Raw genomic sequence first — 25,353 nt, 5'->3', positions numbered from 1 at the left:
AATGTAGTATTTAAGTTACCTTTGAAATGTAAATGAAATATTATCTACCCTTAAAAACTTTTTTTAAAAACGAATAATTAAGGAATTTGACATAGTAAGTCAAGACTATACCTGATGGAATTCCCTCCTTATAATAGAAACAGAGGAAGGGCTGAAGCAGCCGTTCTCAAAAAAAATGAAACTGCTAATTTTCGCCTTTAAAAATATAAAATATTCTGCTATTGGGAGGACAACATGAAAAAACAAGTCATAACAGCAGCATCAGCGGTTGTTTTAGGATCAACTTTATTTGCGGGAGCGGCTTCCGCACAAACCATAACGGTGAAAAAAGGGGATACGTTATGGGGATTTTCGAAGAAGTACGGCACAAGTGTCAGCAAGATTAAACAGGAAAACAAGCTGAAATCCGATATCATTTACATAGGGCAGAGGCTGTCGATCAATGGAAGCAGCTCTTCGTCTGCAAAAGCGTCGCAAGCTTCATCAGCTACGCATAAAGTGGTCAAAGGAGACAGCCTTTGGAAAATTTCTCGGACATACGGCATGACCGTCAATGAACTGAAGTCTCTGAATGGTTTAAAAACAGATTTAATCCGGATCGGACAAGTATTAAAAGTTAAAGGGACGAAAAGCGTAAAAGCTGCATCAACGACAAAGCCTTCTGCATCAAGCGGGACAAGCAAGGCGCCTGCGCAAACCTCTTCAGCGCTGAATACGTCAAAACTAGTTTCAGATGCAAAAGCCCTTATCGGAACGCCTTATAAATGGGGCGGAACATCTGCATCAGGATTTGACTGCAGCGGATTTGTCTGGTACATCCTCAACAAACAGACGAATGTGGCGAGAACGAACACAGCCGGTTACTGGAATTCGATGAAGAGCGTATCAAGCCCTGCAGTAGGTGATTTCGTATTCTTCACGACATATCAGCCGGGACCTTCGCATATGGGGGTTTACATCGGAAACAATCAATTCGTTCATGCCGGTTCTGACGGCGTAACGATCAGCGATATGACAAACAGCTATTGGAAGCCCCGCTATCTTGGAGCAAAACGCTTCTAATGTTGCAGGGACAAGCCCGTTCATCATGATGAACGGGTTTTTTTCCGTTTAGAAACGGAACTCGGCTAAAAACGCCAAAAAGTGCTCGACCTTCTCATTATCTTTCAGACTAATCGCATATCCCCCTGCAACAGGAAGCTTCATGAAATCGCACGGCACCTCTATTAATCTTCCTTCCATCAGCTCGCGGCGCACAGTTGACAGCGGCAAAAATGATATACCGAGTCCTTCTGAAATAAATCGTTTCGTAATATGCGTCTGGCTTACGAGCATCGTTCTAACAAACGGAAATTTGATCCTCAGCTGCCTGACGAGGTCGTCCCAGTATTCGGGGTGATTATGGGTCAACAGCAAATATTCTTCAAGCAAATCTTCGACATCGAGCGGCGGCACTTGTTCTGAAACGCGGCCGTCATGAGGGGCGACCAAAATCACGGGATCGCTGTACATGGAATAGCAGTTCAGGTTTGACGATTGCACGTTTAAGCAGCTTAATCCGATATCTGCATGGCCGGCTGAAATCAGGGGAGCGATTTCAGCTGATTCGGCGATCTTTACTTTGATCTCCGAATTCGGATGCAGCGCCGTGTATTTTTTCAATACAAATGGGAGAATCGTATCGGCGATAAGCGGTGAAACCGCTAGATTCAATGTCTGTGAATAGCCTTGTCTGATTTTGTGAAGCTCTGCCATGCTCGATTCATAGTCTTCCAGCAGGCGAAGGGCGAAAGGAAGGTAAGCGCGGCCTTCTTTCGTTAAATGAATGCTTCTTCCTTTGCGGGTGAACAGCTGGCACCCGAGTTCTTCCTCAAGCAGTTTAATTTGGACGGTGACGGTCGGCTGAGAAATAAATAAGGTTTCCGCCGTCTTTCTGAAATTTTCGTATTTTGCGGCAGTAACAAAGGTATGAAGCCATTTAAAATCCATTGCAGTCCTCCTGATTAATTTTTTTAATCAAAGATATCAATATAATTCAATATTTTTTAAATATTATATCAACTATAATGATATTTACAAAGGAAAAAGGAGGAATTGATATGGTTTATCATGGATTGAAAGGGATTACTTGTGTTGAAACAGCCATCAGCCGCATTGACGGTGAAGAGGGAAAGCTGATCTACAGAGGGTACAATGCTGATGAACTGGCGCTTACATCCACATTTGAAGAAGTCGCTTATCTGATTCTCAACGGGGCATTTCCGACGGAAACGGAACTCAGCCGATTCAATGAGATGCTCGCTTCATTCCGTGTGCTGCCAGAAGCATGCAAGCGATTGATCCGCTGCCTTCCGGCCGAATTAGACGATATGGCGGTTCTTCGCACGGTCGTCTCTTCATTCGGGGACAAATCGTTTGCGTTCAAGCCGACAATGGAGCAGGCTCTCAGACTGATTGCAGCCGCCCCGTCGATTATCGCGTTCAGAAAAAGGCTGACTGACGGAGAAGAGCCTGTTCAGCCGCTGGATGAGCTTGGCTTTGTGGAACATTATTTTTACATGCTGAAAGGAAAGCGCCCGACAGAAGCTCAGAAAAAAGCGCTCGAAACATACATGATTCTTGCGATGGAACACGGCATGAACGCTTCAACCTTTTCGGCAAGAGTTACGGTGTCTACGGAATCCGATCTTGTTTCTGCCGTCACATCTGCACTTGGCACGATGAAAGGACCTTTGCACGGCGGAGCGCCGTCTGCGGTGACGGATATGCTGGAAGGCATCGGGGAAAAACAGCACGCAGAAAGCTATATAAGAGAAAAGCTTGAAAAAGGCGAGAGACTGATGGGATTTGGACACCGCGTCTATAAAACGCATGATCCGAGAGCGAAGGCTTTAAGGGTGAAAGCTGAGGAAATTGCCGGGGGCGACCGGGATATCGACCTTGCTCTTCATGTTGAAAATACGGCGATCCGCCTTTTGGAAGAATACAAGCCGGGCCGCAAGCTTTATACGAATGTCGAATTTTACGCAGCCGCTGTCATGAAGGCGATCGATTTTGATGCCGCATTGTTTACCCCTACTTTTTCGGCGGCGAGAATGGTCGGCTGGTGCGCCCATGTGCTGGAGCAGGCTGACAACAACATGATTTTCAGGCCGTCGGCTAAATATATCGGAGAATTGGTTTCTCAGTAATGCGGACACACGCCTTCTCAGCGAAGCGCGTGTTTTTTTAATAGATTTTAGAATGTTTAAGTAGGGAATTATGCCGGTGTTCTTGAATGTATTCATCAAGAAAGTCCTTTAAGGGGGAGACGATGAAAAAAGGATTCCTGATGTTGATCATGCTGTTTTTTCTAGGTGCATGCTCGGAAGGCCGGGATTTTGATGCTGAACATGAAGCGGCGGCGACGAAAGAAGGCGGAAGCGGTGCCGAAGTCATCGCAGAGCGTCTGGATGTGCCTTGGACGATCGCTCACACTGGCGAGATTTTTTACGTGACCGAAAGAAACGGGGGAATCGTGTCCATTGCCGAAGGCAAAAAGGAGCGCATGCAGCTTCAGCTGAAAAAGCCCGTTCATCAAGAAGGGGAAGGCGGACTGCTCGGATTTGTGCTCCATCCTGATTTCAAAAACAATCAGGAGGCATACGTTTACCATACATACAAAGACGGGGGCCATCTGAAAAACCGGATCGTAAAATTGACGCTTGACCGCCTCACTTGGACGGAAACGGAGGAGCTGCTTGCCGATTTGCCCGGAGGTGTGATTCATAACGGCGGCCGGATGGCGATCGGGCCTGATCAAAAGCTGTACATCACGACAGGTGATGCGGGGGAAAGGGAATGGGCCCAGCAGCCTGAAAAGCTGGCGGGGGTGATTTTAAGAATGGAGCTTGATGGTGCGATCCCTGCTGATCAGCCTTTTCGCTCGTCTTATGTATACAGCTTTGGACACCGGAATCCGCAAGGCCTCGCATGGATCGTCCGGCAGCTTTACAGCTCCGAACACGGGCAGTCTGGACATGATGAAGTGAACAAAATAGAAGCCGGAGCCAATTATGGCTGGCCGGTGATTGAAGGAAGCGATAAGAAGCGGGGAATGAAAGCGCCGCTCATCCATTCGGGAGAAGAAACGTGGGCCCCATCCGGTTTAGCGCAGAAAGGGGATGTCCTCTATATGGCCGGGCTGCGGGGAGAGGGGGTTTTCGTGGGTCGATCCTGCGGAAGCCAAAGCGGTCAAATGGCTTGGCGGATACGGCAGAATCAGAGATGTAAAAGTAATCGGAGATGATCTGTATTTCATTACGAACAATGGCGACGGAAGAGGCGAAAAAAAACAGACAGATGACCGGCTCATCCGCGTGCCTCTGCCTGACCAGTAAACATGTCTCGCTGAGTTCTTGCGTTTAAGGATGCCGGTATCGTGGTAACTGTGCACTAAACAATGGTGAAGAGGTGAGACGAATGAATCCGGCAAACAGACAGACGGATGGACAGAAAGCGCAAAAACAAGAAAAACAACCCGGGGCTGAGCACAAGATGGTGCCCCTTCCGCTCTCGGAAGATCGCGACTACAAAGGAAGCGGCAAATTAAAAGGAAAAACCGCCATTATTACCGGAGGAGACAGCGGAATCGGCAGAGCGGCCGCCATTGCATACGCCAAAGAAGGTGCCGACATTGCCGTCATGTACTTGGACGAACACAAGGATGCCGAGGAAACGAAAGAACGAATCGAACAGGAAGGCGCAAAATGCCTCTTGATTCCCGGAGATGTCGGGGATGAAGCACATTGCAAAACATCTGTCGAAAAAGCGGTGAATCACTTTGGCGGACTCGACATTCTTGTCAACAACGCTGCCGAACAGCATCCGCAAAAAGGGATCGAAGATATTTCGACCGAACAGCTTGAACAAACGTTCAGAACGAATATTTTCTCCATGTTTCACATGACAAAAGCCGCGCTCCCGCATTTAGGGGAAGGAAGCGCGATTATCAATACCGCATCGATCACAGCTTATGAGGGCAGTCCGGCGCTGATTGACTATTCGAGCACAAAGGGTGCGATTGTCGCGTTTACCCGTTCGATGGCTGCATCCCTTGTCAAAAAAGGAATACGCGTCAACGCGGTAGCGCCGGGGCCCATTTGGACGCCGCTCATTCCGGCTACTTTTTCGCCGGAAAAAACGGAAAAACACGGTACAAATACGCCGATGGGAAGGCCCGGACAGCCTTCTGAACACGCTGCGGTGTATGTTCTGCTCGCTTCAGACGATTCTTCTTATATGACAGGACAGACGATCCACATCAACGGCGGAAGATATGTGACGACATAACCTTTCAACCGGCTGCTATTGTAAGGCAGTCGGTTTTTTCTGTTTGTTTTTTTCGGAAAAATAAGAATTTGAAAGATCACTTTCAAAAAAGCTGCCCCGTAAGAGATAATAGAAACAGAAAGAGAAAGGATGTGTATGAATGAGCGATCGCAGAATGACAGCAAAATGGGCATCCAAACTTGGATTTGTTCTCGCTGCAGGGGGATCCGCCATCGGCCTGGGGGCGATTTGGAAGTTTCCCTATGTGGCTGGAACGAGCGGAGGAGGCGCATTTTTCCTTGTATTTGTCCTATTTACGATCCTGCTGGGATACCCCTTGCTTTTGGGGGAATTTATATTAGGCCGAAAAAGCCAATCGGATGCTATCGGCACCTATCAAAAAATAGCGCCGGGGACGCCTTGGGTGATCACAGGCTGGATCGGAATCGCCGCCTGCTTCCTTGTTCTGTCGTTTTACAGTGTGATCGGCGGCTGGATTTTGCTTTATATCATCAAAGCAGTAACCGGTTCATTGTCGGGTCTCACGCAGGACGGATACGGGGAGCTCTTCGGTTCGATCATCCAAGATCCGCTGCAGACACTGGCAGCGCAGCTTGCGTTTATCATCATGACGATCCTCGTCGTGGCGAAGGGTGTGCAAAAAGGAATCGAGCGCGTCAGTTCGATTATGATGCCGCTATTATTTATTTTATTTATTGCGCTCGTTTTAAGGGCTCTGACGCTTGAGCATGCGATCGACGGCGTGCGTTTTCTGCTTGTGCCCGATTTTGGCAGCCTGACGCCGCAGGCGATTCTTTTTGCGCTCGGACAAGCTTTCTTTACGTTGACGCTTGGCGTATCTGTGATGGTAACGTACAGCTCCTATTTGTCAAAGTCACAAAACCTTCCGAAGTCGGCGGTCTCGATCGTGATCATGAACCTTGCCGTCACGCTGCTTGCCGGTTTGGCGATTTTTCCGGCCGTCTTTTCATTCGGGCTTCAGCCCGATCAGGGTCCGACTTTATTATTTACGGTTCTGCCGGCAGTTTTTGACCGGCTTCCATTCGGGATGCTGTTTTTTATCGGATTTTTGACGGCCTTTTTATTTGCTGCCCTGACTTCGGCTTTTTCGATGATTGAGATCATTGTTGCCGCTATTACAAAAGGCGATCAAACAAAAAGGGGAAAATGGACGTGGGCGATCGGCCTTTTGATTTTTGCCGTCGGCATTCCTTCCTGCTTGTCTTACGGAGTGCTCGATGAGCCGTTCATTTTTAAGAAGACGTTTTTTGATGCGGCGGATTATGTCGTCAGCAATATTTTGCTGCCGCTTGGCGCGCTTTTTATTTCGATTTTTATTCCGCTGAAATTGTCCAAACACGATCTATATGAAGAAATGAAGAGCGGATCAAAAGCGGGGAAAGGCTTTTTTATCGTGTGGTTTTATCTTCTCCGTTTCCTTGTGCCGCTTGCAATTGTACTTGTCTTTTTAAATTTAATCGGAGTGTTTTCATTTTAAAAGATCAGGAGATGGGTGAATATGGTGTTAGACTTTCAACAGATGTTTCCGAGCGAGGATGGCAATCACGAGGCGCGGTATCAGCTGCTGGCATTGCTTGAAGCGGTATTGGCCGGAATGGACAGGCTGAAGGATCCCGCCCGGATGACGCTTGGCCGCGAGTCTGAAGTTTCCTCTGACTACTATCAAAGCGTCATTGAAGAGGCCGCCTTGCCGGAAAAAGGCTTCGGGGCGGAAAAAAGCGTTGAAGAGCTATTGAAATTGCTTGACGGCCACCGTTTTTTAAACAGGCATTATGTGGCCAACGCGACACCTTTGCCGAACACCGCCAGCATCGCCGGGAATCTTTTAATGGTTCTTTTAAACGGAAACAATTTATGGGATGTAGACGGCACGGCTGCAGCAAGGACGGAAGTGCAGATCACGGCGATGCTTTCGGACATTGTCGGCTATGACAGGCACAAGAGCGGCGGTTTTACCACATGGGGCGGGCAGGGAGCTGTTTTTCAGTCGCTCAGGCTGGCGATCGCAAGCGCGTATCCTGAAGCGAATCAGCAAGGAACGCCGCATCACCTGTACGCGTTCTGTTCAGAGCTTTCGCATTTCAGTCTTTACAAATCGATGGAAGCTTCCGGAATCGGGACGGACCATTTGATCAAGGTCAAGACGAATCGCGATCATTCGATGGATCTGGCCGATTTGCGGGAAAAAATGCAAGCCGTGATTGAAAAAGGCGGACATCCGATCTATGTATTGGCAACGCTTGGCACAACTGACTCATTTGGCATCGATGATTTGGCCGGTATCAAAAAAGTGACTGAGGAAATAGAGGCCGCCTACGGTTTGCCTCCTGTCTATATTCATGCCGATACGGCGATGGGTGGGATGTACGGTTTTTTTAACGGATACGATTTCATCGGAAACCCGCTTCATCTTGAAGATGAGGTGCTTGAGACGCTTGCCCGCTACAAAAAACATTTTCAGCATTTGCACCTGGCGGACAGCTTGGTCTTTGATTTTCATAAACTTGGACAAACGCCTTATATCACAAGCCTTTTCTTGGTGAAAAACCGTGAGGCACTGAAAGTCGTTGATTTGGATCCGGATGAGACGCCTTATGTCGGTAACAGAGGGTTTGGCAGCTATCATACGAGCTATACGCTAGAGTGTTCGCGAATGGGAAGCAGCATACCGATTTATGCTTCTCTGCTCGCATTCGGAATCGAAGGCTACCAGGAGATCTTGGCCAATTACATTAGAGTTAACCTGGCATTTCGAAAAAAACTCCTGCAGGCTTTTCCGAATGCAGCCGTCACCAATGATGTATCACCTGTAACGACATTCCGCTTCTATCCGGGAAATGTCCGCTATCACGAAGAAATCAGCGGCGCCATCACGGAGGAAGAAGTGCGGAATATTAACAAATTCAATGAAAAAATCGCCGAAACATTGGGAAGGCACCGCAGTCACACCTATTTTGGCAGCACGAAAAAGCAAACATACGTTTATCCTGCTGACAGCCGTTTGCCCGTGCCGCTTTATGTCCAGAAATTCTACAGTGTCTCGCCTTACACGACGGTTGATACAATTGACCATTATATCGCCTTTTTAAAAGCGCATGTTGAACCGTCCGATGTAGCAGCCGGATAAAGTTTGAAAATGAAGCCGCATACCATGCACATCATAAAAAATGTTCAGTTGATATGTGAGTTTCCTTAAACCGAACGCCAATGCAAAGTCTATCAGCGTCGAAACGTGTGTCGAAAAAGACGGCAAGATTCACGGTGAAACGGTTCAGAATGCCGCTGAATTGATCGCCGATCTGTGCTACAGACAAGATCGCGCGGCATGATGATGTGACAAATAAAAGCTGCCCGACTCCCTGGGTTAGGGATTCAAGCCAGTTGGCGACATTCAGAAAAAAGTTGATGCCCTGCTTGAAAATAAAACTGTGTCAAAGACAACATCATCCACGAGACAGTCAAGCAAAACCATAGGAACAACCCTGAAAAAAGGGTCGTCCTGTTCCAAGGGCAAGGCGCTGCAGAAACGTTTGATTGCCGCGGGCTTACACTGCCGAAATACGGGGCTGGTGAGTCTTACGGAGATGAAACGGTGCAAGCTGTTAAAGCTCAGCAAAAGAAAGCGGGTAGCGCGGTGGATGAAATCTACGGACCGGCTACCGAAAAGGCGCTCGCAGCTATTGAAGCGAAAAAGAAAAAGCCTTCCTCAAACGGCAAAAAATCATCCTACCCGCTGCCGTCTGGCATCTATAAGGTAAAAAGCCCATTGATGGAAGGGACAGGCGTCCGACAGATTCAAGAGGCTCTAGCTGCCCTCTATTTCTATCCAGACAAAGGAGCAAAGAATAACGGCATAGATGGTTATTACGGGCCGAAAACGGCGAACGCAGTCAAACGGTTCCAGCTTATGCACGGGCTTTCTGCGGATGGTATTTACGGTCCTAAGACTAAAGCGAAAATTGAAAAGCTAATGAAATAATGAAAAGGCCCTCTGACAGAGGGCCGCTCAATAAGTATTGGAATCCATGGAGTGATTTACTATTAAAAGATACCGGCGACCATTACAATCCAAGCTATAGCAAGGATAATGATAAAAAGTTTTTCTTCCCGTTTCAAAAAGCCAGAAATAATGAATCCAGTAGTTAACAAAAGAAAACTAATAATCTTTATAATCCCTTTAATAGCTTCTGGTGAAAATGCCCACACGAATAAAGAAGCAATAACCAGTCCATATACAATTTTTTCGAAAATATTTAATTTATCTTCATTCATCAGAAACCCTCCATTTTGTTAAGATTCTGTAAATTCAATTGATGGAATTTACAAATTTGGTATAATCGCCCTGTCAACTCAGATAATTACATAACAAATATAACATGAAAGGATGCATGAAAAAATGAAAAAAATTGTTGGGACTGCGTTGGCTGCTGGATTAATTGCCTCTTCATTAATTCCGCAAACATCACATGCAGCTGAGGAAGAAAGTGATTCATTTAGATCGACAGTTGTTAAAACTGAATTGCAGCAAATGGCTGATTTATCTAGCGTTTCCGTCATGGATGAAAATGGGAAGGTACATATTCAAGCTGTACCACCTTCGAGTAAATGGAAAATAGTTGACCATTTTAGGGGAAGTTCAAAAAACATGGATACGGCTTCTGAATTAGCTGCTAGATTTGTCGCATCACTTCCAGCACTTTGGAATAAGTGGGCTGCAATAGCTGCAAACACATTCTTTCCAACATTCTTTGAGAAAAAGCCAACACGATATTTTTCGACCACCCAGTATTTAGCTTATGATAAAAAATATAGATATACGATCATTGAATTGTATGTATACAAAGACAGTAAGTATTCAAAACAAGTCGGATATGATTATAAGTGGTTTAGGACGCCAAGATAATTTTAAAATCTGTTAAGACCTTCTAAAAGGCGAAACTTGAATCGTTGCTGAAGTAATAAAGAAAAGGCCCTCTGTTGAGGGCCGATTTCATTTTTTTACTTTAAATTCTCATGGCTTTATCAGGTATTATTAATCCGACAGATTATCGTCATATTCCTGTATTTGTTCTGCTATCAGTCTGTCTCTGTCGATCAAGTTCTTAATAATATTAGAGTCTATAACTCTACTTGAATTCCGGATTTTTTGTATTATTTCCAACTTGGCTCCTTTTTGTTCTAATGCTTCGATGACACTTAACAGAGAGGTTAGTTTATTCGGATCATCAACATAATAACAAGTTAATATAGAATGGCCTTCGCTTATATTCTTTTTTATCTCGCTAATCGGCTCTCCACCGTATTTTCTAATTATTGATATAAGGCTATTTATATTTTCAGCATTAAGTATTTTTACATCAATTCTATTTGAGCTCATAAATTTTCACTCCATTCCTTAGAAATCTTTAATAGATTTTATCGGTTCACCAGGTTTACTGTTTTTCCAGTTACCGCCAAAACGGGTCAATTTTTAAAAAGACAGTATTAAGAATCATCACTGGAAGCATGAAGAGTGTTGCAATCCACCATATAAACTCATATTTTTTATCACTCTGTTCTTGACTTCTTTTAGATAGGGATTCAAAAAATCCCAGGAGACTATACAAACGGGTGTAAAATTGTTGAGGAAGCGAACCGTCAATATGAATGTGCTTGGTTGTTTCTCATATTAACGGTTCGATTTTTTATTATTATTTTGTTTCTGGAATATTAGCCAGATGAACAGAGTAATTCCCACCCTCATTAATCTCTCTTCATCGTTTTTCAAAGTCTTGTACTACTTTATTGTACGCCTGTGCAAATTCTTCAAGGCTGGGTATTTTACGTCATTTTCTTCAATGTTATATCGTCACTCTCAGCGTCATTGTCTCTTTTTCTTCTGAAGCGATATTTTGACTGCTGCACGCGGTGGAAAAGTGAAGCATAAAAGAACTGATATCTTGAGCTTTTGTTTTTTTCTTTAATCCTTACATGCTGTTCTTTTTTGAACCGGTATCCATATTTCGCTTTTAAACGTTGGGGAGCTGATATCCTGATCCTGATTCCAGAGGATTTCCGGCCCTTTCGTTTGCTCGTAATGTGAAGACGGGAACCATTCAGCATAAATGCGTCCCCAGACATTTTGAAGGGTGTCCGGAAACGGACCGGCCGCTTCAAAGACAGCCCATGTCGAGGCGGGAACTTCAAGCTGTTCATATCGGTCCGGGCATTCCTTCGTTGTCGCTGCACCGATATAATGGTCAAGTTCTCCCTTCTCTTCCATCCGGCCTTCGGAAAAGTTCCCTGATGCTTGAATCAGTCCAAGCGGCTCGACATTTGACAGCTCTTTTAATTCAGCGATGTTTTCACTGCTTAAAGCTTTCCACATCGAGGCGATTTCCGGATTGATTCCGTGAAAGACGACAGGGACCCTTTTTTTGATTCCGACGATCCGAAATGCCTTCTTTTCTACAATACGGTAGTTCATTTCGTTTCCTCCTCTAATTGTTAACTGGAAGGTCATCGGAGGATATGCTTTCAGTGTGCTGATATCGTGCCTTGCCTCTGTCGGCGTGATGCCGTGCAGCTTTTGAAATGCGCGCGTAAAAGCATCCGGCGAGTGATAGCCGTATTTCACCGCAATATCGATCACTTTTCGATTCGTGTTCTTCAGTTCAAACGCTGCAAGGGTAAGCCGCCTGCGGCGGATGTATTCGGACAGCGAAACCCCGGCAAGAAAAGAAAACATCCTTTTAAAATGATATTCAGAGCAGTAAGAAAGCTTCGCAAGCGTTTGAAAGTCGATACTGTCCGCCAAGTGTTCTTCAATATACGCCATGGCTTGATTCATGTTCTTCAGCAAATCCATTTGATGACCTCCTATGTTTACAAGAATAGCAGGAGCAGAATCCCCACATCCGACTTTCCGTGCCCGATTGTGCAGGGTCATTCCCGAGACTGTCCACCGTTCAACCATGCTGTCTTCAGCTTTTTGATGCCGTCTGCGATGCTTTTTTCAGAAAGTCCGCCAAACCCGAGGAGCACCGCGTGGGTTTCAGGAGGAGTCACATACGAGACTGAGGCTGGATATACTTTGACCCCTTGTTCCAGCGCTTTCCGGGTCAGCCACTCTTCGCTCGGGGCGTCTTTCACCTCAAGGATGATGTGAAGGCCGGCGTTCTCTCCTCTGACTGCGGCATGATCGCCAAATTCACGCTTGATGGCATCAAGGAGCGTTTTTCGCTTTTTTCGGTAGAGTGTTCTCATTCGGTTCAAGTGCCTTTGATAATCCCCGTTTTTCATAAAAAAAGCAATGGCATGCTGTACATGGCGGGAAACCGTTTGTTTAAATAAGGATGCCATGTTGAGCCCTTCTTGGACGAGCGGAAAGGGGAGAACCATATAGCTGATCCTGAGGGAGGGAATCAGCGATTTTGAAAAGGTTCCTAAATAGATGACCCGGTGGTTCCGGTCAAGTCCCTGAAGGGAAGGAATCGGCTGTCCTGCATAGCGGAATTCCCCGTCATAATCGTCTTCGATGATATAAGCTCCGGTCGATGCTGCCCAGTCAAGCAATTGCAGCCTGCGGCCGACCGGCATGATCATTCCGAGCGGAAACTGATGGGACGGGGTGGTGTATGCGAGCTGCGGCTGATATTGTTCAAGATCTTGCACGGAAATCCCGCTCTCGTCGACTGCTATAGGCATCACATTGAAGCCGCCGGTTTTCAGGACCGTTTTCGAGCGATGAAATCCGGGATCTTCAAAACCGACGGTTGTGCCTTTAGGAAACAGATGGCACAGCAACTGCAGCAAAACCGGTGTGCCGGCTCCGATGATGATTTGCTCGGGTGAACAGACCACGCCGCGCGATTCTCTGAGGTAAACCGCAATCATTTTCCGCAGCGGAAGATCTCCGGCCGTGGGGCCGCTTTGAAAAAGTCCGTGCCCTGATTCATCAAAGGTTTTGGCGAGCGTTTTTTTCCATAGGGAAACGGGAAATGACGCGAGGTCTACATGGCCGTGGTGAAAATCGATCATGTCCGCCGCCGTCTCATGTTCTTCCATTTCTTTTTCGGCAGGAGGAGGTGCAGCCTGTGCAAAGTCTCCTTCCGCTTCGGCCGCATACCAGCCCTTTCTAGGCTTGCTGAGCAGATATCCTTCTGCAGCCAGCTGTTCATACGCGTGTTCAACGGTTGTCAGGCTGATATTTAAATGTTTGGCAAGCATTCGTTTGGAGGGAAGCTTTGTTCCAGGCTTTATGTGTCCCGAATGAATGCTTCGTTTGAAAAACGCGTACAGCTGCTGATAAAGCGGCTCGCTGCCGCTGCGGCTTAAAAAGGGGGTTATATCCATTCAATCATCCCTTTCAATTCATCTGGTATGTATTATTTTATCAAAACTGGCCATTTTAAAAAGGTCAGTTTCCGGGTTAAAGTAGTTTCATAACCAACAGAAGGGAATGACGATGTTGCTCGATTGTAGGGAATTGCATTGTGAAACAGAGCTCAAGGAAGTCTATCCGATTATGAGACAGCTCCGCCCCCATTTGGATGAAACGTCTTTTTTGGAGCTCGTCAAAGAAGCGCGGGAGGCTGAAAGGTATACGTTATTTGCGCTGTATGACGGTGATATTCCGGTGGCTTTGGCCGGCTTTTTGCCGAGGGTTTCTTTGAACCAAGGCCGTCATGTTTGGGTAGCGGACCTGGTGACGTGTGAAAAACACCGTTCAAAAGGCTATGGAAAGAAGCTTTTAGGCGCTGTTGAAGAGTGGGCCAAAGGGAACGGATTGGCTTCAATCGCTTTATCATCAGGCTTACAGCGGGCAGACGCTCACCGTTTTTACGAAGAGAAAATGGGGTATGAAAAAGCGAGCTACCTATTTCGCAAGGCTCTGAAATGAAAAACTCCCCGGTATAACCGGAGAGTTATTAAAAGCCGAGCTGCAGATTCGTATCGATGGAGACGATGGTCCATACGCAAACGAGAATGAAAATGTTCAGGACGACGCCGAGAAATCCGAGACCGGTCCGTCCTTTTTTTATGAACAGCTCGATAATTCCGAGCGGAACGGCGGCCATCGCAAAAGGAAGCATCTTATACGAATATGCAATCGTGTCGCTTAAAATGGCCAAGTTTAAGACGAACAGGGACAGAATGGCCGTGCCGACAGACACCCATCCAAATACGTTGTGCTCCTTAAAGATTCTTACCAGTTCCATAATTCCACCTCACCTACTTTAGCTGCTTTGACAGGCCCTTTTTTGATCAGCCGTTCAACCTCTTTTGACGGTCCGGTAATGACGGCTCCATACACGTTCACACCATTCTGTTCCACATAGTCAAGCCGTTTGGAAAGCTTCAGGTCTTTCCTGCCTGAAATGGTTTCAGCCCAATGCTTGTTCTTGATCATGTAGGAAAGCGCCGCTTTAAACTGTTCGTCATCGTTTTCGGCAGGTTGCTGAATTTCAAAAATCCGGTTTGAATCTTTTCCGGGAAATCCGATCGGCTCTGCGTATGGATGCTCTTTTAAATCGCCCTCTGTTTCAATCGCATTCCACAGAACGCGAATATCATAGCCTTTTAATTTTTCATACAGCTCCTTTGTCGGGTATGCTTTTTCAAAGGAAAGGAAAGCTTCGGTTACGGTTCCGTCAGGCAGCTGTTTTAAAATCGACTCGGCTTTGGACACTGATTTTTCTTTGATGCCGTCAGGGTAGACAAAATGACGTTCTTCTTTTGAAAGCTCCTGATTGTATTGATGAATCTGCGGAGACTTCAGCTGATCGAAGAACATTTCCACTTCTTCATTTCCAACTACTTTTGTGACGTTTCCGATTTGCTTCTTTAACGGGAACTGTGTTTCGATTCCAAAGAGTTTTACTTTGTTGACAAGGGCTTCAGTATCGACTTGAATATTCGGGTTTGTGACGGCAACTGTCATTGAAGCGGTTTGCACCAGTTCATTCCCTTTGCTTTCATGCCCGCCCAACCCGTAGTATAGATAGCTGCCGAGTGTGCAGATCGGCAGAATAATAAGCGTAGAAATAACAGCAAGGGTGGAAATCCGCATATATGATTTATTTTTTCCGTATCTTAAAATCGCTTTTTGCTTTTCAGGACTGATCGCCAAATCCCAGTCTTCGTCTTTCATTTCCTGTTCCAGCATGTCCTGGTATTCTTCAAGCTGTTCAAGCTCTTCTTCGACCCGGAGCATTTCCGATTCGGAAAGTTCGCCGTTTTTATATTTTTCCCAACGTTTTTTAAAATCTTCATTCATCGTTAACACCTCTGTTGTAAAGTGCTTTCAGCCGCTGTCTGGCACGAAATAAAACACTTTTAAAATTAGCCTCTGAGATATTCATCAAGCTTGACGCTTCCTTGTAGTTCATTTCTTTTAAATAGTACAGCGTAAGCGCTTCCCGGTAGTTATCGGGGAGCTGGTTCATATATAAGGTTAACACTTCCTTGATTTCGACCTGGTGAGCAGGGCTTTGCACCGCGTTTTGAAACAGGTTTCCGATCATGTCGTCAGAAATCGTCACTTCCTTTTTATGCTTTCTGACATAGTCGATAAACGCATTGCGTGCCACTTGAAAAAGCCATGGCTTCACTTTGCTGTGGTCGTAAGAATGGATGTGTATGTAAGCTCTCATAAAGGTTTCCTGAAGCAAATCCTCTGCTAGATGTTTATCTTTCGTCATGGAGAGCAGGAACCTGTAAACATCATTCATATACATTTGGTAAATTTCGTCGATAGTCACTGCCTTTTCTCCCCTCTATGTTATAAACGCATAAGAAAGGTTTGAAGTTGCACTAAATATGCCCACGGCTCATTTTTCCTCCAATTTCTTACCTTTAAAATCATCTATCCTATATAATAACTGAACACGTTCAAAAAAACTAATCTTCATCGCGATTTTAACGACTGAACGGCCGAAATATAAAGCACAGCAGCAAAATAAGCCTTTAAGCATATCAGATCTTTATTATATGCTAAAAGGCTATTTGATTAGAGGATATCCTTCATTATCAGCTGTTTTTATCGTCTGTCAAAAATATTGGCCGTGACCGCGGCGGTCTTCTGCGGCCAGCGCATCGGCTTTCGTTCGATGGACGGTGCCGAATGGATGGTTGGGCGGAGCATAGATTGAATATAGTTTCAGCGGAGTATTGCCTGTATTGGTGAGATTGTGCCATGTTCCGGCAGGGACGACGATAGCGGTGTCATCGTAAACATTTCTTTTAAATTGCAAATGATGTTTGCTCGGCCCCATTTGAACGATTCCCCTGCCTTGTTCAACACGAAGGAACTGGTCAACGTGAGGGTGCATTTCCAATCCGATGTCTTCGCCGGGGTTGAGGCTCATCAGGGTAACTTGCAAATGTCTTCCTGTCCATAAAGCGGTCCGAAACGTTTTGTTCTGTTTTGCCGCTTCGTTGATATTAGCGGCAAACGGCTTTTGTCCATAATCTCTTAATACGATGCGTTCTTCGCTGCCGGGTGTTCGAAAAGCGCCTGCATAGTCTGATTCGTGAAACCAAACCGGGTTATAAGAAAAAGGAATATAATATGGGTATTGATTTGGATGCATTTGTTCTAGGTCCCTTCATTAGTTTATTGGGATCATCATATGCAATAGGCATATGAAGTGTCCCGCTGTAAGATGATTTTTAGTCAAAACACGTTTTTAAAAAAAAGCTTCCGGGAAAATATGATATCAGACTCACAACAGGAGGGAGAGGAGCATGGAATACATCAACATATCCGGTACATCGATCGAATCGTCGCGCATCGGTCTCGGAACATGGGCCATCGGAGGTTTTATGTGGGGCGGAAGCGATGAAAAAGAAGCGATTCAGACGATTCATGCTGCGTTTGATGAAGGAATCAACCTGATTGATACCGCTCCGGCATACGGTTTCGGGCAGTCGGAAGAAATCGTCGGTAAAGCCGTACAGCAATACGGAGAGCGCGACCGAGTCATTCTCGCGACAAAATCAGGACTTGATTGGAAGCAGGAACAGCTGTACCTCGACGGATCGAGGGAGCGGATCATCAAGGAAGTTGACGATTCGCTGAAAAGGCTCAATACGGATTACATCGACCTGTATCAAGTGCATTGGCCCGATCCGCTCGTCCTGATCGAAGAAACGGCGGAAGCGATGAAAGACTTGTATGATGCGGGGAAAATCAGAGCGGTCGGCGTCAGCAATTTTTCCCCGGAGCAGATGGACACATTCAGAGCTGCGGCGCCGCTTCATACCGTACAGCCGCCGTACAACATGTTTGAAAGGGAAATCGAGCAAGACATTCTTCCGTATGCGCAAGATCAAGGGCTGACGACGCTATTATACGGAAGCTTGTGCAGGGGGCTTCTGTCAGGAAAAATGAATGAGGACTACACGTTCAAAGGGGACGACCTTCGAAAGCGGGACCCTAAGTTTCAAAAGCCGCGCTTTAAAGAATATCTGGAGGCCGTCAGGAAACTTGATGAGTTTGCAAACGAGCGGTTCGGCAAATCGGTTCTCCATCTGGCAGCAAGATGGGTGCTTGATCAGCCCGGCGCAAGTATCGCTTTATGGGGAGCGAGACGCCCTGATCAAATCCGTCCAGTCAGCGAAATCACCGGCTGGAGCTTAACGGAAAGTGATCAAAAAGCAATTGACGACATATTGGACAATACGATTTCAGAACAGATCGGGCCTGAATTTATGGCGCCGCCGACAAAAGAAAAAGTCTGAAAACCGGGGAGAAAATTCCCCGGTTTTTTTTGTGAAAAATCATTTTTTAGTACCAGGTAATAAAAAAAATTGTTATAATAATAAAGGGAAACCTCATACGACTACATCAATAAAGGAAGTGCCATATGTATAAATTTACTGGTTATGCTGCAAAAGCGATTCTTTCTTTGCGCGGCGGAATTAAAGTATACAATAAAGAAAATCTTCCTAAAGACACAGGTTTCGTTATTGCGTGCACACATGCAGGATGGGTGGATGTCGTCGCACTGGGTGTCGGCATTTTGCCTATGGAAATTCATTACATGGCGAAAAAAGAGCTTTTTGAAAATAAATTAAGCGGTTCTTTTCTTTCAAGCATCAACGCATTTCCCGTCGACAGGGAAAATCCCGGGCCAAGCAGCATCAAAACCCCGATTAAGCTGTTGAAAGAAGGAAAAATCGTCGGCATTTTCCCAAGCGGAACAAGATCATCTGAAGATGTTCCATTGAAAAGAGGGGCTGTCACGATCGCCCAGATGGGAAGAGCGCCGCTTGTGCCGGCCGCATACAGCGGTCCTTCCAACGAAAAAGAGCTTTTCAAGAGAGGCAAAATGAAACTGGTCATCGGCGAACCGCTCAATCAGGAAGATTTCGCTCAATATTCGTCAAAAGAAAAGCTGGTCAAGATGACGGAGGCTTTGAATGACAGTATTAAAGCTTTAGAGAAAAAGCTGGAGCAGCTATAATTCAAACATACGCAAGGAAAAACAGCTTCTCACGCACAGAAGCTGTTTTTTAATTTTTTGGGCAGTATTTTAGAACGATATTTATTGGTGAGGAGCTTATATATGAAATGGTATTTGAAAGCAATAAAAAACTATGCAGGATTTACAGGAAGGGCGAGACGAAAGGAATTTTGGCTGTTTTGCTTTTTCTCATACATGATTTTGGTCCTCTACGGTTTTTTTAAAGCCATTCTGCATCTTCCGGAATATGAAATAGAGACATTTTTAGGGATGGTTTATTTGCTTGCCATTCTTGTGCCGGGCTTGGCTGTCACGATCCGCAGATTGCATGATACGGGTAAAAGCGGCTGCTGGATCTGCATCGGTCTGATCCCTCTCATTGGGCAATTTATTTTGCTGATCATGCTTTGTCAAAACAGTGTAAAAGAGGAAAATCAATACGGGCCGAACCCGAAGGGAGCTATCTAAGCGAAAACCGCCTGTCCCCAGGCGGTTTTTTAGTTGTTTGGGGCAGTTGATTTTTCTAAAAACAAAAGCAGTTCCCGCCAAAATGTTTGAGCTGCAATGGCATCGGCTTCAGTTTTTCCCCCATAGGCTATTTTTCGGCTTTTCCGCTCGGATGTCGGAAAGTATGGAGGCCTGATATTATGGCCGGCATCTTCGAAATATAGATGTTTAACAGAATAGGGAAATCTCTTCTTTTTCAGCCGTTCAACGATTTTCTCGTTCATAGAGGCGGAGGGCCATACCAAATCATCCGTACCTGAAGTTAACAGAATAGGCCCATTAATATGTTCCGCTTTTATAATTGCTGGATGATCCTCTTTCACTTTCCGTAAAGCTTTTTTGTAAAGATCAGTAAAAGCATGAGGCTGTCTTGTGAGCTTATGTGTCACCATATTCCACAGCTGAGAAAGCGAAAACAATGGCAGCGGGGCAAAGGCGAGCGGTGCGCCGTCCAGACTCCAGGAAGATGTCTGCCGAAATTTTTTTAATCCAACGCCTTGAAAGACGACCCCGCCGCCTACATGAGAAACCGCAAAACGGATTTCCGGAAAATGGGAACCTATCAGCAGCGCCAGTTCGCCGCCTTTTGACCTTCCGCATATTCCGATCTGACGATGATGAAGTCCTTCTTGGCGTCCGAGCCAATCGATCGCTTTCCGGAAATATTCAAGCGGGATTTCAACCAGTTTTTTAGGAAGCTGTTTGTATTGAAAATAAGGGATTGCAAATGTTGCATATCCGTAATTTGCTAACATGCCTGCCATTGTTTCATCAAGACCGCCGTCAGATCCCCCTAATACGATGACTGCGGGAGGCCGGTTGACAGCAAGCGGACGAAAAAATGTGCCGGACAACCCATTTTCGCTTACTTCCTGTCTCTCTACTGTTTCAGAAAGCAGCACTCGTTTTATTTCTTTACTCAGGATCGTGCGTTCTTTTTGCTTCACCTCAATCCTGTAAACGGAGGAATTAACCGATTTTTTATGGAACGAGCAGGAGGATTCAACCGCCTGCATTGACCAAAAAAGCCCCATTTGATCTTTAGACTGGTAGGTTCCTTTTATTGGGGCTGCTGCTGCAGGGTCGACTTCTCCCAATCGATTCGCTTGAAAAACAGCATGTGATCTCCACTCTGCGTCAGCTTCATCTTTCACAGTCAAGATGATTTCAATGATATCAAACGGTCGGAGTCCGCTTATCTTCAGGTTTATTTTTTCATCCCATTTGGAAACTGCAGGTATGTGCAAAACCGGTTGCAGAGTAATCAAGACGGCACTTCCTTTTCAAGTTTTGTATAAAATAAATCGACGCACTCCTCAACATAGTCATCAATACGATCATCGAACGACTCCTTGAATGCGGGCAAATGTTGAAACATAATGTATTGATTCAGCAAACCGAAAAACATTTGGCTTAAAATTTGAAAATTGCCGCCTGAAATTTTTTTTTCGGCATAGAGGTTGGCAAAATAAGTCTCTAAAAAGCGATTGAGACGGCGGGGAATATCCATGATTAATTCGCAAACTTCCTTATCCTGTACTGCATCATTAAAGTAAAGTAAAAAAACAGTACCTTTTTCCAGGTTTTCTTTTAGATATGCTTTCGCAATGAATGAGAGGTCTTGTCGTAAATCGCCGCTCAGTATTCCTTCAAGTTCTCCAATAAAATCTCCCGATGACACATGTTGAATAACACTTTCCCGAAATAAATTCTGTTTATTTCCGAAGTGTCTAAAAAGGGTCAAATGATTGACGCCTGCTTTTTGGGCAATTTCCCTGGTGGATGCGGCTTGATATCCTTTTTCTTTGAAAAGGGCAAGCGCCGCTTCGATTAATCGATCCCTTGTAGATTGTGCTGACATAAGTCCCTCCTGAAATGTAATCACTTGATTACATGATAATTGAATTTTGTTCTGTAATCAAGTGGTTACATATTTTGAATGCAAAAAAAAGAGGATACAAATTCATTGTATCCCCCGGTTTGTTCACAATGTTATTCCGCTTCCTCAAGCAGCGGCGTTTCCGCAGCTTTTTTCACCTCAACGTATGAAACGTGGTGGCCGTCGATTTCGTTGATCGTGAATTCAAATCCCTGATCGGTGATCATGTCGCCTTTTTGGACGTCATATTTTTGTGTCAGGAACCATCCGCCGATCGTGTCAATTTCCTCATTGTCGAGCTGAATGCCGAGCAGATCGTTGACTTGGTTGACGAGCACTTTACCGTCGAGAATGTAATGGTTTTCGCCAATCTTGCGGATTTCATTAATTTCATCGATATCGAATTCGTCACGGATTTCGCCGACGATTTCTTCAATGATGTCTTCGACCGTCACGAGTCCGGCCGTTCCGCCGTATTCATCAGAAAGGATCGCCATATGAACGCGTTCTTTCTGCATTTTCAGAAGCAGATCGTGGATCGGAACAGTCTCGATCACATGAATGATCGGATTGATAAACTGTTCAATCGTGTCTTCTTTGGAGCATTCTCCGCTGATGCAGGCCGTTAGTATTTCCTTGACATTGATGACGCCGACGATGTTGTCCTTATCTCCGTCTTCGACGGGATAGCGGGTATAGCCTTCGACCTTCGTGATGTCGATCATCTCGGCGATTTTCATATCATTTGGAAAGCTGACGACTTCTGTTCTCGGGATCATGATTTCCTTGGCAAGACGGTCATCGAATTCAAAAATTTTGTTGACATATTTGAACTCAGATTGATTGATTTCGCCGCTTTTGTAGCTTTCTGACAGAATAATTCGCAGCTCTTCCTCTGAGTGCGCCATTTCATTTTCAGAAACCGCTTCAAGGCCAAACGCTTTCGTCAGCAGCCTTGCCGATCCGTTCAGCGCCCAGATGAATGGGAACATGATGCGGTAGAACCAGATCAACGGTTTTGCAAAAAGGAAGGAAACGGCTTCCGCTTTTTGGATCGCAAGCGTCTTCGGAGCGAGCTCGCCGACAACCACATGCAAAAACGTAATCAAGCTGAAGGCGATCACGACTGAAACGATGTGTGATACAGAGCTCGGAATGTTCCACTTCACAAATAGCGGTTCAAGCAGCCGGGCAACTGTCGGCTCCCCGAGCCAACCGAGACCGAGAGCCGTCAAAGTGATGCCGAGCTGACAGGCCGATAAATATTCGTCTAAATGCGTAATGACTTTTTTCACCGAAACCGCTGTTTTGTTTCCTTCAGCAATCAATTGATCAACCCGCGAGCTTCTGATTCTGATAATCGCAAACTCAGACGCTACGAAAAATGCTGTTAAAGCAATTAATACAGCAACAAAAACCAAATTAACTATTTCCAATTAGGACCTTCACTCTAGCGTGAGAATGAAGGTAACACCTCCTGTTTAGTAAAAGATTAACTAAAGCAGCAGTAAAAAGGACTGGATGACCGTCATTTTTTCAGGAGAAAGCCGGCTTTTCAGAATCTTCCGTTCATCGGGATTCAGCCGTTTCAATCTGTTTATGAGCACGGAAATATTGTCATTGACATGATCAATTTCCGTTGTCAGGCTTCCAATTTCATCATCATTCACAGTTGAAGAGGGAAACTGGTTTTCCAGCCTTACTTTAATGTCGGACAGGGCCAATCTCTGCTGCTTGCAGTCCATAATAAACTTCAGCCGTTTGAGAGCGGCTTCATCGTAATAACGGTAGTTTGAACATGATCTGTCAGGCGTTAACAGCCCGAGATTCGTATAATAATCGACAGTCCGTTTTGTTACGCCTGCAGCAGCTGCTAATTCGCCAATGCGATATTTCTCTGCCCCATCTGCATCCCTCCTCAACCATCACGTTATAGTTATAAAACATTTTAATATATTAGAAGCTGTTTATACAAGTTAATTGATCAAAAAAAGGCGTAAAATTGATGCGAAAACCTTTATTTATCTAAATATTCGAGAAAATATTGTTAGATTTAAAGTTTAGACATTTGACTGACTCTTTTTTAATAAAGTAAGATAATAGTATATATTTGGCTTGGAGGTGGTTAGATGGGGCCCTCTGCATAGTCATTTTTACAGAACGCACATCAGCCTTATTAAGGGAATTTGAATTCATCAGGAGGTGACTCCTTGTCCTTTGTGAAGGATAAGGTTAAATGGACGATATTGTTAGTCTGATAATCATCGGGATTCTGATTGCATTAACCGCTTTTTTCGTGGCATCGGAATTTGCGATTGTCAGAGTCAGAAGCTCCCGCATTGATCAGCTGATTGCTGAAGGAAACAAAAAGGCGGTTCGCGCAAAACAAGTGGTGTCGGATTTGGATGAATACCTTTCAGCTTGCCAGCTCGGCATTACGATTACAGCACTCGGACTCGGCTGGATGGGGGAGCCGACGGTTAAAAAGGTGCTGCATCCGGTCTTTGAAAGCTTGCATGTTTCTGGCGCTGTATCGCACGCTCTTTCAGTTGCCATTGCATTTTTAGTGATTACATTCCTGAACGTCGTGGTTGGAGAACTTGCCCCAAAAACCATCGCGATTCAAAAAGCCGAACAGATGACACTGTGGCTGGCGGGACCTCTGCACTTTTTCAATGTTGTGATGTTCCCGTTCATTTGGACGCTGAATGCCTCAGCCAGAGTGCTGACCGGGTTATTCGGTTTGAAGCCTGCTTCGGAAAAGGATGAATCCCATTCGGAGGAAGAGCTGCGAATCCTGTTATCAGAAAGCTACAAAAGCGGAGAAATCAATCCGTCTGAATATAGATACGTTAATAAAATCTTTGAATTCGACAATCGGATCGCCAAAGAAATTATGGTGCCGCGCACTGAAATCGCCTCTGTCCCGGTGGATATGCCGATCGATGAGGCCATTTCGGTCATGCTGCAGGAAAAGTATACGCGCTGGCCTGTCTATAAAGGCGATAAGGATCATGTCATCGGCATGATCAATACGAAACAGCTGTTTACGGATATGCTCATGATGTCAGAGGCTGAGAAAAAGCGATTGTCCCTTGAAGCCTATGTCCGTCCGGTTATTGAAGTCATTGAAACCGTGCCTGTTCAAAAGCTGCTGATCAAAATGCAGCGGGAGCGGATTCACATGGCGATCTTAACGGATGAGTACGGCGGGACATCTGGTCTTGTGACGGCCGAGGATATTCTTGAAGAAATCGTCGGGGAAATCAGGGACGAATTCGATGAAGACGAAAAACCGCTTATCGAAAAAGTCTCCGATCATGAATACATCATGGACGGCAAAGTGAGAATCGATCAGGTCAATGAGCTGTTTGAAGACGATCTCGAGGAAGAGGAAGTCGAAACAGTCGGCGGACTTGTGCTGAAAGAAAACATAGATATCGCGGAAGGCCAGGCGGTGCATATCGGCTCCTACACGATAACGGTTCTCGAAATGGAAGGGCGTCTGATTAAGCACGTCGAAGTTAAGCGGGAACAAACAACAGAACATGTAGAGCTGGCACCGGCAAATCCGGTCGTCGTTAACGAAGTCACCTTGAGCGAAAAATAGCTCAAGGTGATTTTTGATTTTAAGAAAAAAGTCATTTGAACAGGAACTTTTGTTCGTATATAATGGGAACAAATGTTCTGTTTGAGAGGTGATTGATTTGCTGTGGTACGAAATCATTTCGGAGGAAGAGAGGAAAACGTATATTAAGCGGATCGAATTTCATTTGCGGAATTGGAAAAATTACAAAGCCGCCGTGCTCAATTTAGAAAGGAGGATGGAGAAGGAGCAAAAGAACGGGCTCGCCGTCAAAGAAAGAAACGCTGAATATCAGATCGACGCGGAAAAAAGGCTCTATCAATTTTTGCTTGATTCGATGGAAACGGCTGTCTCCGAATTGGATGAGCTCGAGCGGAAGTTGGTGGAATGCCGGTATATTCATAATTGGAGCATGGGAAAATGCGCGATGGAAATCGGCTACAGCGAAAAAACGCTGTTTTTAATGAAGAAATCGCTGCTGGACAAGCTGCTTGTCAGCTTGGCGGCGATCACGAATATTTAACGGATGCGAGGGCTTGTCTCAAACAAGCCCTTCTTTTCTGCGCCGCTTCAGTTTTTTT

Annotated in this window: 26 protein-coding genes and 2 pseudogenes; 15 read left to right on the top strand and 13 right to left on the bottom strand. The window is 45.3% G+C overall.

Going from position 1 to position 25,353, the window contains the following annotated elements:
- Positions 1 to 234 precede the first annotated feature (234 nt).
- A complete protein-coding gene (locus ACH97_RS11085) occupies positions 235 to 1,062 on the top strand; it encodes a C40 family peptidase (RefSeq protein WP_020450723.1) in 828 nt (275 codons plus the stop codon).
- A gap of 48 nt (positions 1,063 to 1,110) precedes the next feature.
- Here ACH97_RS11085 and ACH97_RS11080 read toward each other — a convergent pair whose 3' ends face one another.
- Positions 1,111 to 1,989 carry a LysR family transcriptional regulator gene (locus ACH97_RS11080; RefSeq protein WP_020450724.1) on the bottom strand — a complete coding sequence of 293 codons (879 nt, stop codon included), beginning with the start codon at positions 1,987 to 1,989 and terminating at the stop codon, positions 1,111 to 1,113.
- A gap of 110 nt (positions 1,990 to 2,099) precedes the next feature.
- Here ACH97_RS11080 and ACH97_RS11075 point away from each other — a divergent pair, with 110 nt between their 5' ends.
- The 7 genes and pseudogenes from ACH97_RS11075 to ACH97_RS24465 all read left to right on the top strand — a co-directional run.
- Positions 2,100 to 3,191, top strand: coding sequence for a citrate synthase/methylcitrate synthase (locus ACH97_RS11075; RefSeq protein ID WP_020450725.1), 1,092 nt, complete (start codon positions 2,100 to 2,102; stop codon positions 3,189 to 3,191).
- Between the two features lie 122 nt (positions 3,192 to 3,313).
- Positions 3,314 to 4,379, top strand: a pseudogene (locus tag ACH97_RS11070) (PQQ-dependent sugar dehydrogenase).
- 82 nt (positions 4,380 to 4,461) lie between these two features.
- Complete coding sequence (locus tag ACH97_RS11065) at positions 4,462 to 5,331, top strand: SDR family oxidoreductase (protein WP_020450727.1); 870 nt, start codon at positions 4,462 to 4,464, stop codon at positions 5,329 to 5,331.
- A 139-nt stretch (positions 5,332 to 5,470) separates the two neighbouring features.
- Positions 5,471 to 6,829 carry a sodium-dependent transporter gene (locus ACH97_RS11060; protein WP_020450728.1) on the top strand — a complete coding sequence of 453 codons (1,359 nt, stop codon included), beginning with the start codon at positions 5,471 to 5,473 and terminating at the stop codon, positions 6,827 to 6,829.
- Positions 6,830 to 6,850: 21 nt separating this feature from the next.
- Positions 6,851 to 8,479 carry a pyridoxal phosphate-dependent decarboxylase family protein gene (locus tag ACH97_RS11055; RefSeq protein WP_020450729.1) on the top strand — a complete coding sequence of 543 codons (1,629 nt, stop codon included), beginning with the start codon at positions 6,851 to 6,853 and terminating at the stop codon, positions 8,477 to 8,479.
- Positions 8,480 to 8,534: 55 nt separating this feature from the next.
- Positions 8,535 to 8,681: a hypothetical protein gene (locus tag ACH97_RS24470; protein ID WP_228119599.1), complete on the top strand. Its 147-nt coding sequence runs from the start codon at positions 8,535 to 8,537 to the stop codon at positions 8,679 to 8,681.
- 389 nt (positions 8,682 to 9,070) lie between these two features.
- Positions 9,071 to 9,331 (top strand): annotated as a pseudogene (locus tag ACH97_RS24465) (peptidoglycan-binding domain-containing protein); the annotation flags it as partial.
- Between the two features lie 62 nt (positions 9,332 to 9,393).
- Here ACH97_RS24465 and ACH97_RS11045 read toward each other — a convergent pair.
- Positions 9,394 to 9,624 carry a hypothetical protein gene (locus tag ACH97_RS11045; protein ID WP_020450730.1) on the bottom strand — a complete coding sequence of 77 codons (231 nt, stop codon included), beginning with the start codon at positions 9,622 to 9,624 and terminating at the stop codon, positions 9,394 to 9,396.
- A 124-nt stretch (positions 9,625 to 9,748) separates the two neighbouring features.
- Between ACH97_RS11045 and ACH97_RS11040 the strand changes: the two genes are divergently transcribed.
- Positions 9,749 to 10,255 carry a hypothetical protein gene (locus tag ACH97_RS11040; RefSeq protein WP_020450731.1) on the top strand — a complete coding sequence of 169 codons (507 nt, stop codon included), beginning with the start codon at positions 9,749 to 9,751 and terminating at the stop codon, positions 10,253 to 10,255.
- Between the two features lie 129 nt (positions 10,256 to 10,384).
- Here ACH97_RS11040 and ACH97_RS11035 read toward each other — a convergent pair whose 3' ends face one another.
- From ACH97_RS11035 to pdxR, 3 genes are all read right to left on the bottom strand, one after another.
- Positions 10,385 to 10,729, bottom strand: coding sequence for a hypothetical protein (locus tag ACH97_RS11035; RefSeq protein WP_020450732.1), 345 nt, complete (start codon positions 10,727 to 10,729; stop codon positions 10,385 to 10,387).
- A gap of 582 nt (positions 10,730 to 11,311) precedes the next feature.
- The gene (locus ACH97_RS11030; protein WP_020450733.1) at positions 11,312 to 12,199 is read right to left on the bottom strand and encodes an AraC family transcriptional regulator; all 888 of its coding nucleotides are present in this window, start codon (positions 12,197 to 12,199) and stop codon (positions 11,312 to 11,314) included.
- Between the two features lie 77 nt (positions 12,200 to 12,276).
- A complete protein-coding gene (pdxR, locus tag ACH97_RS11025) occupies positions 12,277 to 13,686 on the bottom strand; it encodes a MocR-like pyridoxine biosynthesis transcription factor PdxR (RefSeq protein WP_020450734.1) in 1,410 nt (469 codons plus the stop codon).
- 112 nt (positions 13,687 to 13,798) lie between these two features.
- On the opposite strand from pdxR, the gene ACH97_RS11020 reads away from it, so the two are divergent.
- Complete coding sequence (locus ACH97_RS11020) at positions 13,799 to 14,233, top strand: GNAT family N-acetyltransferase (protein ID WP_020450735.1); 435 nt, start codon at positions 13,799 to 13,801, stop codon at positions 14,231 to 14,233.
- A 28-nt stretch (positions 14,234 to 14,261) separates the two neighbouring features.
- Here ACH97_RS11020 and ACH97_RS11015 read toward each other — a convergent pair whose 3' ends face one another.
- The 4 genes from ACH97_RS11015 to ACH97_RS11000 all read right to left on the bottom strand — a co-directional run bounded on the left by ACH97_RS11015 (position 14,262) and on the right by ACH97_RS11000 (position 16,925).
- Positions 14,262 to 14,552 carry a hypothetical protein gene (locus ACH97_RS11015; RefSeq protein ID WP_003180123.1) on the bottom strand — a complete coding sequence of 97 codons (291 nt, stop codon included), beginning with the start codon at positions 14,550 to 14,552 and terminating at the stop codon, positions 14,262 to 14,264.
- A complete protein-coding gene (locus tag ACH97_RS11010) occupies positions 14,540 to 15,610 on the bottom strand; it encodes an anti-sigma factor (RefSeq protein ID WP_020450736.1) in 1,071 nt (356 codons plus the stop codon). Before ACH97_RS11010 ends, ACH97_RS11015 begins: the two co-directional genes overlap by 13 nt.
- A complete protein-coding gene (sigM, locus tag ACH97_RS11005) occupies positions 15,603 to 16,094 on the bottom strand; it encodes an RNA polymerase sigma factor SigM (protein ID WP_020450737.1) in 492 nt (163 codons plus the stop codon). The genes ACH97_RS11010 and sigM overlap by 8 nt, the downstream gene beginning before the upstream one ends.
- Before the next feature lie 288 nt (positions 16,095 to 16,382).
- Entirely contained in the window at positions 16,383 to 16,925 is a 543-nt protein-coding gene (locus ACH97_RS11000; RefSeq protein ID WP_020450738.1) for a cupin domain-containing protein, read from the bottom strand.
- A gap of 154 nt (positions 16,926 to 17,079) precedes the next feature.
- On the opposite strand from ACH97_RS11000, the gene ACH97_RS10995 reads away from it, so the two are divergent.
- The 3 genes from ACH97_RS10995 to ACH97_RS10985 all read left to right on the top strand — a co-directional run bounded on the left by ACH97_RS10995 (position 17,080) and on the right by ACH97_RS10985 (position 19,268).
- On the top strand, positions 17,080 to 18,075 hold the full coding sequence (locus tag ACH97_RS10995) for an aldo/keto reductase (protein ID WP_020450739.1): 996 nt from the start codon (positions 17,080 to 17,082) through the stop codon (positions 18,073 to 18,075).
- A 125-nt stretch (positions 18,076 to 18,200) separates the two neighbouring features.
- Positions 18,201 to 18,800 (top strand): lysophospholipid acyltransferase family protein, encoded by a 600-nt coding sequence (locus ACH97_RS10990; protein WP_020450740.1) that lies wholly within the window; start codon positions 18,201 to 18,203, stop codon positions 18,798 to 18,800.
- A gap of 102 nt (positions 18,801 to 18,902) precedes the next feature.
- The gene (locus ACH97_RS10985; RefSeq protein WP_020450741.1) at positions 18,903 to 19,268 is read left to right on the top strand and encodes a DUF805 domain-containing protein; all 366 of its coding nucleotides are present in this window, start codon (positions 18,903 to 18,905) and stop codon (positions 19,266 to 19,268) included.
- A 29-nt stretch (positions 19,269 to 19,297) separates the two neighbouring features.
- Here the strand turns inward: ACH97_RS10985 and ACH97_RS10980 are convergent, their stop codons facing one another.
- The 4 genes from ACH97_RS10980 to ACH97_RS10965 all read right to left on the bottom strand — a co-directional run bounded on the left by ACH97_RS10980 (position 19,298) and on the right by ACH97_RS10965 (position 23,108).
- Positions 19,298 to 20,575 (bottom strand): acyl-CoA thioesterase/bile acid-CoA:amino acid N-acyltransferase family protein, encoded by a 1,278-nt coding sequence (locus tag ACH97_RS10980; protein WP_020450742.1) that lies wholly within the window; start codon positions 20,573 to 20,575, stop codon positions 19,298 to 19,300.
- Positions 20,572 to 21,168 carry a TetR/AcrR family transcriptional regulator gene (locus ACH97_RS10975; RefSeq protein WP_020450743.1) on the bottom strand — a complete coding sequence of 199 codons (597 nt, stop codon included), beginning with the start codon at positions 21,166 to 21,168 and terminating at the stop codon, positions 20,572 to 20,574. The genes ACH97_RS10980 and ACH97_RS10975 overlap by 4 nt, the downstream gene beginning before the upstream one ends.
- Before the next feature lie 131 nt (positions 21,169 to 21,299).
- A complete protein-coding gene (locus tag ACH97_RS10970; RefSeq protein ID WP_020450744.1) occupies positions 21,300 to 22,622 on the bottom strand; it encodes a hemolysin family protein in 1,323 nt (440 codons plus the stop codon).
- A gap of 60 nt (positions 22,623 to 22,682) precedes the next feature.
- On the bottom strand, positions 22,683 to 23,108 hold the full coding sequence (locus ACH97_RS10965) for a MerR family transcriptional regulator (protein ID WP_020450745.1): 426 nt from the start codon (positions 23,106 to 23,108) through the stop codon (positions 22,683 to 22,685).
- 314 nt (positions 23,109 to 23,422) lie between these two features.
- On the opposite strand from ACH97_RS10965, the gene ACH97_RS10960 reads away from it, so the two are divergent.
- Entirely contained in the window at positions 23,423 to 24,796 is a 1,374-nt protein-coding gene (locus ACH97_RS10960; protein WP_003180145.1) for a hemolysin family protein, read from the top strand.
- Positions 24,797 to 24,893: 97 nt separating this feature from the next.
- Entirely contained in the window at positions 24,894 to 25,295 is a 402-nt protein-coding gene (locus ACH97_RS10955; protein ID WP_020450746.1) for a hypothetical protein, read from the top strand.
- Positions 25,296 to 25,353 lie beyond the last annotated feature (58 nt).

This window comes from Bacillus paralicheniformis (genome assembly GCF_001042485.2).
In the GTDB taxonomy this organism is placed as follows: Bacteria; Bacillota; Bacilli; order Bacillales; family Bacillaceae; genus Bacillus; species Bacillus paralicheniformis.
The sequence above is the reverse complement of the archived record's forward strand: the minus strand, read 5'-3'. Positions and strand labels throughout refer to the sequence as shown.

Bases quoted from the DNA above. Each gene is read 5' to 3' on its own strand.
- ACH97_RS11085 (WP_020450723.1), top strand. From the start codon at position 235: ATGAAAAAACAAGTCATAACAGCAGCATCAGCGGTTGTTTTAGGATCA.
- ACH97_RS11080 (WP_020450724.1), bottom strand. From the start codon at position 1,989: ATGGATTTTAAATGGCTTCATACCTTTGTTACTGCCGCAAAATACGAA.
- ACH97_RS11075 (WP_020450725.1), top strand. From the start codon at position 2,100: ATGGTTTATCATGGATTGAAAGGGATTACTTGTGTTGAAACAGCCATC.
- ACH97_RS11065 (WP_020450727.1), top strand. From the start codon at position 4,462: ATGAATCCGGCAAACAGACAGACGGATGGACAGAAAGCGCAAAAACAA.
- ACH97_RS11060 (WP_020450728.1), top strand. From the start codon at position 5,471: ATGAGCGATCGCAGAATGACAGCAAAATGGGCATCCAAACTTGGATTT.
- ACH97_RS11055 (WP_020450729.1), top strand. From the start codon at position 6,851: ATGGTGTTAGACTTTCAACAGATGTTTCCGAGCGAGGATGGCAATCAC.
- ACH97_RS11045 (WP_020450730.1), bottom strand. From the start codon at position 9,624: ATGAATGAAGATAAATTAAATATTTTCGAAAAAATTGTATATGGACTG.
- ACH97_RS11040 (WP_020450731.1), top strand. From the start codon at position 9,749: ATGAAAAAAATTGTTGGGACTGCGTTGGCTGCTGGATTAATTGCCTCT.
- ACH97_RS11035 (WP_020450732.1), bottom strand. From the start codon at position 10,729: ATGAGCTCAAATAGAATTGATGTAAAAATACTTAATGCTGAAAATATA.
- ACH97_RS11030 (WP_020450733.1), bottom strand. From the start codon at position 12,199: ATGGATTTGCTGAAGAACATGAATCAAGCCATGGCGTATATTGAAGAA.
- pdxR (WP_020450734.1), bottom strand. From the start codon at position 13,686: ATGGATATAACCCCCTTTTTAAGCCGCAGCGGCAGCGAGCCGCTTTAT.
- ACH97_RS11020 (WP_020450735.1), top strand. From the start codon at position 13,799: ATGTTGCTCGATTGTAGGGAATTGCATTGTGAAACAGAGCTCAAGGAA.
- ACH97_RS11015 (WP_003180123.1), bottom strand. From the start codon at position 14,552: ATGGAACTGGTAAGAATCTTTAAGGAGCACAACGTATTTGGATGGGTG.
- ACH97_RS11010 (WP_020450736.1), bottom strand. From the start codon at position 15,610: ATGAATGAAGATTTTAAAAAACGTTGGGAAAAATATAAAAACGGCGAA.
- ACH97_RS11000 (WP_020450738.1), bottom strand. From the start codon at position 16,925: ATGCATCCAAATCAATACCCATATTATATTCCTTTTTCTTATAACCCG.
- ACH97_RS10995 (WP_020450739.1), top strand. From the start codon at position 17,080: ATGGAATACATCAACATATCCGGTACATCGATCGAATCGTCGCGCATC.
- ACH97_RS10990 (WP_020450740.1), top strand. From the start codon at position 18,201: ATGTATAAATTTACTGGTTATGCTGCAAAAGCGATTCTTTCTTTGCGC.
- ACH97_RS10985 (WP_020450741.1), top strand. From the start codon at position 18,903: ATGAAATGGTATTTGAAAGCAATAAAAAACTATGCAGGATTTACAGGA.
- ACH97_RS10975 (WP_020450743.1), bottom strand. From the start codon at position 21,168: ATGTCAGCACAATCTACAAGGGATCGATTAATCGAAGCGGCGCTTGCC.
- ACH97_RS10960 (WP_003180145.1), top strand. From the start codon at position 23,423: ATGGACGATATTGTTAGTCTGATAATCATCGGGATTCTGATTGCATTA.